The organism is Microbacterium sp. CH1 (assembly GCF_001595495.1).
Taxonomy (GTDB): Bacteria; Actinomycetota; Actinomycetes; order Actinomycetales; family Microbacteriaceae; genus Microbacterium.
Map to the genome: position 1 here is coordinate 1 of NZ_LOSO01000014.1, position 7,628 is coordinate 7,628.

Consider the following 7,628-nt stretch of genomic DNA (forward strand, 5'->3'; position numbering starts at 1 on the left):
CCGCCTGGATCAACCAGCCCTCACAGGAGGCCCTCATACAGACCGCCTGACGGAATCTGTCTCACCCGCCTTGACACTTTCCGGAAGACCACGGCCTGCTCACTCGCACCGTCTACCCCGAGGTTCCCGCTCGCGTGGAGTACGAACTTACTGACCTCGGACACAGCGCAGCCGCCCCGTTGAAGCATCTGCGCGACTGGGTTGAACACAACGTCGGAACCGACCAGTAGCGACCCCCTCGGCGCTACATCGAGCCAGGAGTCCCGGCCTCCGCGTAATACCGCGTCAACACAGACGAGGCGTCGCGGTCGCCGTCACCGGACACGACAGAGTTCAGCAGGTACCGGTACCCGTCACCGGTCGTCATCACCCTAATTGATAACGTCACACCTAGAAGGTGCGAAGTAACCGACGCGCGAGCACAGGAGCGCTTCTGTCATTTCGAAGGCGAGACTTCGCGCGATTGGGATTCGCCGGGCCATCCTTCTTCTCTTTCGTCGAACGTCACCGCAACACCGTGTCGCTGGGGTTCGTGAAATCTTCTTCCGGAAGCGAAACCCAGGTACTGCGCCATGAGGAACTCGCCGCAGCGATGCACAGGCGTTCGACAGTTCGGTCGCACGAACCGATCGTTTGTTAACGGACGGCACTGTACGTCGATCGAAAGTCGCGCCGACACCCCCTGCGAATTCGCGTCGCGGGATAGTTTGCCAGGATCCGGCGATCAGCGTGGTGCGCATCAAGGAGGTGCGCAGCGGCCTCAGCACGAGGAGCCTGCCCGCGAGGCCGACCACCCCGCCCCTAGGAACGGTAGGAGTGCGACGTCGGGGCGAGCTGGGGGCCACCCCCCGAGACCGAAAGTAGCACCGCAGCGACGATAAGCGCCACGCCAACCAGGGTGGTCGTCAGCTCCCCGACCAACGAACCGATCCATCCGCGTTCCTGGAGGTCTCGGAACATCCTTATGCTCAGCCCGAACGTTCCGTTCGAGCTGCGAACCGATCGTCTCGATGCGTCGTGGCAGACGCCTCAGCTGTCCACCGATGACCTGGAGTTGCACGCGGCCGTCGGCGAACATCTCCCTTGAGTCCATCGCCAGACGTATGAAATGAGGAGTTCGAGCAAGGGCCCGATCGACCAAGTCGTAGTCGGCAACGAGCTGGCACAGCGTTCCCTCGAGTGACACGAAGGAAACGACTGGCGTTCTCCTCCGCTGTTGGGGACGTCGGGTCGGCTGAAATAATGGCCGGGACGATACGGTGGCGAGTCAGAGCGCCGTGATCCACCGCGCGATCTCGTCAGCGATCTCGTCGCTATTGTCTTCGACCATCAGCGAGTGGCCGTTCCCAGCGAGAAGAGGCAGTTCGGACGACCAGAAGGTGACGGCGGCGCCCTGATCGGTGAGCCAGGCCACGATGTCCTGATCCAGCTGCGAGGGGTGGTCGGTATCGGCTCCACCCGTGAAGACGAGAATCGGCTTGTTCGTGAACGCGTCGGTCGGCCCGATCCTCATTTGGCTCCCACCGATGTTCTGACGCTGATAAAGCATCCGGGCCGGGATCGGCCGAAGGGTGCGGCGGAACACCTCGATGCACTCGCGGGGGAACCGCCGGCTGGGTCCGATGGCCTTGTCGTTCACGAAGGCGCTTGTGGGTTCCCAGAAACCCATCTTCGGGATGGTCCAGTCGATGGCCGCTCCACGGATGGAGACCTCCTGGTCGGACTCCCTCACGATCTCGGGCACCGCCTGTATATTTCCAGGCGGGCCCGGAGCGACGGCTACGAGCCCGTCGATGAGATCGCCATGCGTCTCTAGGAGGCGGAAGCCAATCGGACCTGCCATCGAGTGCACGACCAGCACGACGTTCCGGCCGAGACCAGAGAGGAACACGCCCATCCCTCGGCACACGCTCTCATAGTCCAGCCGCGCAGACGCCGCACGATCATCGACGTGTTGGGCCGCCTCATAGGACAACCCCAGCCAGTCCACCACCAGCACACCGTAGCCATGCGATACGAATCGTGCCGCCCAGCCCTGTCGGCCGTCGGGCGTCTCGAGATAGTACTCGTTCGAGGCACCACCCCCGTGCACGAGGACGATCCACCGAGCAGGCGCACCCGACGGCGCCAGTTCGGTGTACGAGATCGGCGCGACGTCGTCTGGGCGTGAAATCGAATCCATAGCTTCCCCAGGCCTGTTAGGCAATGACGGCGTCGAGGGCCCGTGCGAGCCTCTCCGGATGCGTGAGCATCACCAAATGGCTTCCGTCGATCTCGATCGTGCGCGGACTATCAAGCCGCCCGGCCGCGGCCTGGTAGATCTCAGCGGGAACGGCCTGGTCCTGAGCGAGGAACACATAACTTGACGGGATGCTGCTCGCCCAGAACCGGTCGAGGCGGATCGGCTCATCGGACCAGCCTGCCGGCGCTGGGACGAGCCTCGGCTCGAGCGCGGCGAGCTGCTGCTGCTCGAACGGGGACATGTCCTGCATAGACGCGGCCCAGAGCTCAGGCGGCATGACGATGGTGTTGTCGTCGGACTGACTCGCAAGCGCCTTCGTCGCTGCGACCAACGGATCGGGGAGCACGTCGTTAATGGTCTCGCCGTCGCGCAGCACCCAGGCGTCGACGAAGACGACCCGGCCGATGCGCTCGGGCATCGCCTCAGCGACGAGTTGGATGAGCGGACCTCCGCCGCTATGACCGACGAGCACGATGTCGAGCTGGGTGAGCTCTCTTACCTGATCGATCAGATCGCGCGCCATCATGCTCATCGTGACGCCGGAGCGGTCCACGTCACCGTCTTCGAGACCGCGCAGCGTCGGCGCGATCACCTCGTGCCCCATTCTGCGCAATTCGTCGGCGACGCCGTCCCACACCCAGCCGCCTACCCATCCGCCGTGCACCAGTACGATCTGCATTGATCATCCTCTTCGCATATTTATCTGCTGAGCAGAACTTGTTCCTAACTAGAAGACACAATAGCTTGCGCGGCGCCAACAGTCCAGCATGGCTCGAGCTCTCTTCAGAACGCGCCGAACGACCCCTGCACCAGGTCGCAGGGGAAAGAGACGACGAGCCTTCAGGAGGTCAGGTCGGCCAGACGTACGGCTGCCTCATCGAGGAGTGCGACGAGGGTCTTCACCTTGCGGGGAGGCAAGCGGAACACCGGGGCAGATGCGTTGATCGCCAACCGCAGCCCGCTCGCCGAGGGAACGGCCACGGCCACCGAGGCCACGCCCTCCTCGCTCTCCTCCCGGTTCGTTGCATAGCCCTGCTTCGCGACAAGATCCAGTTGTGCGAGGAGCTCGGTCTTGGTACGGATCGACTGCGGAGTCACCTGTGAGAGTTGCTCGTCGGGGTAGAGACGGTCCAATTGTTCTCGCGGGAGCTGCGCCAGGAGAACCTTTCCCGTGGAGGTGCAATGGGCCGGCATCTCCTTGCCCAACCGTGAAGCGACTCGCACCGCCGTCGTCGGTTCCGAGACTGCGAGAAAGCGAGTGGAGTTGCCGTCGAGCGTGCCGAGGTGAACCGTCTCGCCGGCTTGGTGGCTGAGTTCCTCGAGGATCGGTTGCACGATCTGCGGGATGTCCATCTTTCTCAGCACCGAGAAGGCGATCGTGGTCAACGACGGCCCTGGCCCGTATGTCTTCGTTCGCGGGTCTTGCCGCACGAATCCTCGCCATTGAAGCATCGCGAGGATGCGATGCGCCGTTGAGGTCGCGACACCCAGGTGCTTGCTGGCGTCCGTCAGTCGAAGTTCGTTCTTCTCACCGAGCAGGAGCAGGAGTTTCAGGGCATTGTCGACCGACTCGATCGGTATTGCGGAGCCGCATCGACTCCGTCGGCTGCTCTATTTCTCTGCACAACAGAAACTGTATCGTTCCTGCCGGCCCTCAGGGCCGCCATCAAGGGCAAGGCGATCCCGTCCAGGTCTATCCGGACGCCGATTCGAGCAGCCGGCCCAGTCGTACACGAACGTCGGAAAGCGACGATCCCGCTGCGATGGACCGGCGGACTTCGACGAGAGCGCGGGGCCAATTCAGTACCACTGCCCCGTCGAATGACAGACCATTCTGAGAGTACAGAGACGCGATCCGGTCGGGTGTTCGAGGGTCCGTCACCATCTCGGGGTTGACTGCCGTCGTGCGACCGACGATGTGCAGCTTCCAGTTGAACTGGTCACTCCAGACATACTCGACAGGCAGATATGAGCGTCGGTCGTCGGGATGAGCGATGTTGTGCGCGACACAGCGCGCCTGGTCGACCGCATTCGTCCAGTGCTCAAGACGGGTGAGATCGCCGCGAACCGGATGCCGCCACCGCGCAACATCGCCGATCGCATGGATTTCCGGGGCGCCGAGTGCCGTGAGGAATTCGTCGCAGACGAGACCGTCGTCGATCTCGAGCCCTGAGTCCTCGAGCCATTCGACGTTCGGCACTGCCCCGATGCCGATGACGACGACATCACCGTGGAGCTCGGAACCGTCATCCAGGAGCACGCGGAAGTCTCCCTTCGCACCGTCGATCTGCGCGACCGTCCGTCCGAGAACCGCATGTACGCCATGCCGGGAGTGCTTCTGCGAGAAGAGGGCGCCAATCTCGTCACCGAGCCGGCGTGACATCAGGTCGCGTGTCGCCGAGACCAGGGTGACATCGACTCCGAGCCCAAGAGCGGTCGCGGCGACCTCGGCGCCGATGAAGCCCGCTCCGATGACGATGATCCTGCGATCGGGAACTAGCTCGGCGCGCAGCCGGTCTGCGTCGTCGAGTGTCCGCAGCACATGGATTCCCTCGCCTTCACCCCACGGCGACGGCCGCGCGCGGACGCCGGTCGCCACCACGAGGTCATCGAAGCCGACCCGCCGTCCATTCGCCAGCCGGAGCTCCGACAACGCACGGTCCAGACCTACCGCCGGCACACCGAGACGAAGGTCGATGTTAAGCTCGAGCGCCTCCGCCGCCGTGAGGAGCGTGACCTCGGCTGCACCTGCACCGACGAGGTATCCCTTCGACAGCGGCGGCTTGTCGTAGGGCAGCACGGGCTCGGAGCCGATGAGCACAACGTCTCCGCGATACCCCTCTGCCCGAAGCGCCTGCGCGGCCCGTACCCCCGCGATCGACGCACCGACAATCGCTGTCGTCATTCGTCTTCCACCCGGAGCGCGGAAACCGGGCAGCTGTTCGCCGCCTCGGTGACCCGTTTCCGGTCGGCCTCGTCGACCTCTGTTCTGAGCAGGATCACGACGCCGTCGTCATCGAGATCGAAATAGTCTCCCGCGGCCATGATGCAGTTGGCGTAGCCCTGACAGAGCCCGAGATCCGCTTTCACGACAGGCATGTGTCACTCCTCTCCTGCTTCTTCAGGCGTTATCTCAGGGAACATCGGTGCGAACGGTTGGGCGATCATGGCGGAGAACGTCGCCGTAGTCTGCCAGGTCAGCGCCTCGAGCTCGAGCGGATCGAGAGCGACCCACTGCCCGGATCGCGGCGACTCGATCAGGAGCCGGGAGCCGTTGCGTGTCTCCACGCGAGATACCCGGATCTCCGAGAACTCATTGGCGATCGAGATCGGAGCCCCTACCCGCTGGTCTTCGAGCCGCTGACGTTCGTCTGCTGCTGCGATGGCCGCGATGCGGTCGTCCTCTTCGCCTTCCCATTCGAGTTTCATAGGAAGATCGCCAGATTCTGTGTGCGCAAGACCGACTCGTCGACCGTGATGGTTCGGCGTGCGAGCTGCAACCCGCCGCCGACACGTCGCAGAACGTCTTCGCGGCCGGCCGAGATCACCGCGGGCTCGTGCACGTCGCCGCGACTGCGGAAAAGAAGCACCGCAGAATCGACGACGACCTCGCCCGGGACGTCGCTCTCGAAGGTGCGCACGTTCGTGACGAAGTGACGGAGCCGGGAGGGCGGATCCTCTGTCCAGGCGTGTTCCGTGAGGAAGCGGGCGACCCGCCGGCTCAGGGAGTACTTGTTCTCGTCCCAATGCGCCATGCCCGGAGACGTCGAGTACCCGGCGCCGAGCGCGGTAGTGACCTGCACGGGCATGATGTAGTGCACATCGTCGGCGATGAGGTCGAGCCAGTCCTCGTACCGCTGCTCGTCGAGGATGTATGCCTCTTCGACGAGCCACCTGTGCGTCTCCAGATGCAGGCCGTCCGAGAACGACAACGAACTCCCCACCCGCGTGGCTTTGGTCGTATGTGCTCCGAGCGGCGACTCTTTCAGTCGAACCCAGCGCGCCTCGGTCATGACAGCCCCTCCGGCATCCCCACCGACGAGATGATCAGCGCGGTCGGCTCCGTCTCGAGGTAGTCCGCCCAGCGCTCGAGCAGATGCCGCTGGTTGTACTCTCCGTAACCGACGTGGGCCACGCCCGGGCCAGAGAACGCGTCCGGTCCGAGCGGCTCCACGACGAATCTGCCGTCTTTCAGCACGCCCATCCGGCTGTTCAGCAGCAAGCGCCGCGCCATATTCCCTTTCGCGGTGTTCGTAAGGGACACCCAGTTCTCCACATCGTCCTGCTCGAACATCCCCGTGCTGCCGAAGCACATCAGGTACGCCTTGTACGACAGAGCCTTGAACTCCTCCGGTGCCGCTGCGTCGACGGCGAACCAGGAAAGCACCTCGGTCTCGTTCTCGCTGATCGGCTGCCAGGTACGGATCGAGATGAACGGGAGCACGTCGTCGCCGTCTTCCACCTTCGGCCAGTTGTGCACGAAGCTCATGTTCGGGAAGATCGAGGCCGCCGAGATCATGAAGCCGTTCTCGCCGATCACATTGAGCTGGTCCTGGGACCAGACCTCCTTCATCCGGTCGATCATCTCGTCGGGGTAGCCCACGTAGCGCAGCCGCTCCTCGAGCGTTCCCTCCGGAAGCTTGTAGGTCGTGCCTCCGCCGTTGCCCGCCCAGTACGTGTTGCCGTCTTTACGCTTCTCCGCCTTCGGTTCGCGGAAGAGGCCGATCTCGACCACCGAGGTGTGGGTCTGTGGCGTGTGGTACATGTCGCCGGCGAAGTTCTCTGCGCCGATCTTCCAGTTCGCCTTCACCCGCCAGCGCTGCGGGCCGCGGAGCTCGATGCCCGAGGAGCTCTGCTTCGTGTAGTAGTCGAGATAGAAAGCGAAATCGCCGAGGTAGTCGATCAGCGGTGGCGCATCCGGATCCATGCTGATGAAGATCAACCCGTTGTAGCTGTCGAGGCTCGGCGCCGGAAGCAGGCGGGCTCCCTTGCGATTGAAGCCAGCCTCGCCACCGTACGCCTCTTCGTGGAACGGCAGCCCCACGATTCGTCCGTCGTTGCGGTACGACCAGCCGTGATACGGGCAGCGGAAGTGCGAGGCGTTGCCCATTTCCGCCCGGCACACCTGCATTCCTCGGTGCAGGCACATGTTGAACATCGCCTTGACGGAGCCACTCTCGTCGCGCACCACGATGAACGAGTCGTCGAGCACTCGCCGCACCACGTAGTCGCCGGGCTGAGGGATCTCTGATTCGTGACCCACGAAGATCCACGCGCGACTGAACAAGCGCTCCCGCTCGAGCCCTGTGCGTCAGGATGGGGTGAGACACCAGCACTGCTGACCTTCGCACTGCACGGGGCGAGAACGGACCAATACTGAGATGAC

Annotated in this window: 10 protein-coding genes and 1 pseudogene; 1 reads left to right on the plus strand and 10 read right to left on the minus strand. The window is 63.7% G+C overall.

Going from position 1 to position 7,628, the window contains the following annotated elements:
* Nucleotides 1-134 precede the first annotated feature (134 nt).
* The gene (locus tag AUV07_RS17295) at nt 135-230 is read left to right on the plus strand and encodes a hypothetical protein (RefSeq protein WP_370651862.1); all 96 of its coding nucleotides are present in this window, start codon (nt 135-137) and stop codon (nt 228-230) included.
* 14 nt (nt 231-244) lie between these two features.
* On the opposite strand, the gene AUV07_RS18100 is transcribed toward AUV07_RS17295, so the two are convergent.
* The 10 genes and pseudogenes from AUV07_RS18100 to AUV07_RS08300 all read right to left on the minus strand — a co-directional run bounded on the left by AUV07_RS18100 (nt 245) and on the right by AUV07_RS08300 (nt 7,505).
* Nucleotides 245-367 carry a hypothetical protein gene (locus AUV07_RS18100; protein WP_267189609.1) on the minus strand — a complete coding sequence of 41 codons (123 nt, stop codon included), beginning with the start codon at nt 365-367 and terminating at the stop codon, nt 245-247.
* 900 nt (nt 368-1,267) lie between these two features.
* Nucleotides 1,268-2,182, minus strand: coding sequence for an alpha/beta fold hydrolase (locus AUV07_RS08265; protein ID WP_005054941.1), 915 nt, complete (start codon nt 2,180-2,182; stop codon nt 1,268-1,270).
* Nucleotides 2,183-2,198: 16 nt separating this feature from the next.
* Nucleotides 2,199-2,921, minus strand: a complete 723-nt coding sequence (locus AUV07_RS08270; protein ID WP_005054944.1) for an alpha/beta fold hydrolase — start codon at nt 2,919-2,921, stop codon at nt 2,199-2,201.
* A gap of 161 nt (nt 2,922-3,082) precedes the next feature.
* Nucleotides 3,083-3,628: an IclR family transcriptional regulator gene (locus tag AUV07_RS08275; RefSeq protein ID WP_223159176.1), complete on the minus strand. Its 546-nt coding sequence runs from the start codon at nt 3,626-3,628 to the stop codon at nt 3,083-3,085.
* Between the two features lie 42 nt (nt 3,629-3,670).
* A pseudogene (locus tag AUV07_RS18105) lies at nt 3,671-3,823 on the minus strand (helix-turn-helix domain-containing protein); the annotation flags it as partial.
* A 112-nt stretch (nt 3,824-3,935) separates the two neighbouring features.
* Nucleotides 3,936-5,147 carry an NAD(P)/FAD-dependent oxidoreductase gene (locus tag AUV07_RS08280; RefSeq protein WP_005054949.1) on the minus strand — a complete coding sequence of 404 codons (1,212 nt, stop codon included), beginning with the start codon at nt 5,145-5,147 and terminating at the stop codon, nt 3,936-3,938.
* Complete coding sequence (locus AUV07_RS08285; RefSeq protein WP_005054951.1) at nt 5,144-5,341, minus strand: ferredoxin; 198 nt, start codon at nt 5,339-5,341, stop codon at nt 5,144-5,146. Before AUV07_RS08285 ends, AUV07_RS08280 begins: the two co-directional genes overlap by 4 nt.
* Before the next feature lie 3 nt (nt 5,342-5,344).
* A complete protein-coding gene (locus AUV07_RS08290) occupies nt 5,345-5,671 on the minus strand; it encodes a hypothetical protein (RefSeq protein WP_005054953.1) in 327 nt (108 codons plus the stop codon).
* The gene (locus AUV07_RS08295; protein ID WP_231868223.1) at nt 5,668-6,174 is read right to left on the minus strand and encodes a 3-phenylpropionate/cinnamic acid dioxygenase subunit beta; all 507 of its coding nucleotides are present in this window, start codon (nt 6,172-6,174) and stop codon (nt 5,668-5,670) included. Before AUV07_RS08295 ends, AUV07_RS08290 begins: the two co-directional genes overlap by 4 nt.
* Before the next feature lie 77 nt (nt 6,175-6,251).
* Nucleotides 6,252-7,505, minus strand: a complete 1,254-nt coding sequence (locus AUV07_RS08300; RefSeq protein ID WP_005054956.1) for an aromatic ring-hydroxylating dioxygenase subunit alpha — start codon at nt 7,503-7,505, stop codon at nt 6,252-6,254.
* Nucleotides 7,506-7,628 lie beyond the last annotated feature (123 nt).

Excerpts from the sequence above, each read along its gene's own strand:
- AUV07_RS18100 (WP_267189609.1), bottom strand. The coding sequence starts at position 367 with ATGACGACCGGTGACGGGTACCGGTACCTGCTGAACTCTGTCGTGTCC.
- AUV07_RS08265 (WP_005054941.1), bottom strand. The coding sequence starts at position 2,182 with ATGGATTCGATTTCACGCCCAGACGACGTCGCGCCGATCTCGTACACC.
- AUV07_RS08270 (WP_005054944.1), bottom strand. The coding sequence starts at position 2,921 with ATGCAGATCGTACTGGTGCACGGCGGATGGGTAGGCGGCTGGGTGTGG.
- AUV07_RS08280 (WP_005054949.1), bottom strand. The coding sequence starts at position 5,147 with ATGACGACAGCGATTGTCGGTGCGTCGATCGCGGGGGTACGGGCCGCG.
- AUV07_RS08285 (WP_005054951.1), bottom strand. The coding sequence starts at position 5,341 with ATGCCTGTCGTGAAAGCGGATCTCGGGCTCTGTCAGGGCTACGCCAAC.
- AUV07_RS08290 (WP_005054953.1), bottom strand. The coding sequence starts at position 5,671 with ATGAAACTCGAATGGGAAGGCGAAGAGGACGACCGCATCGCGGCCATC.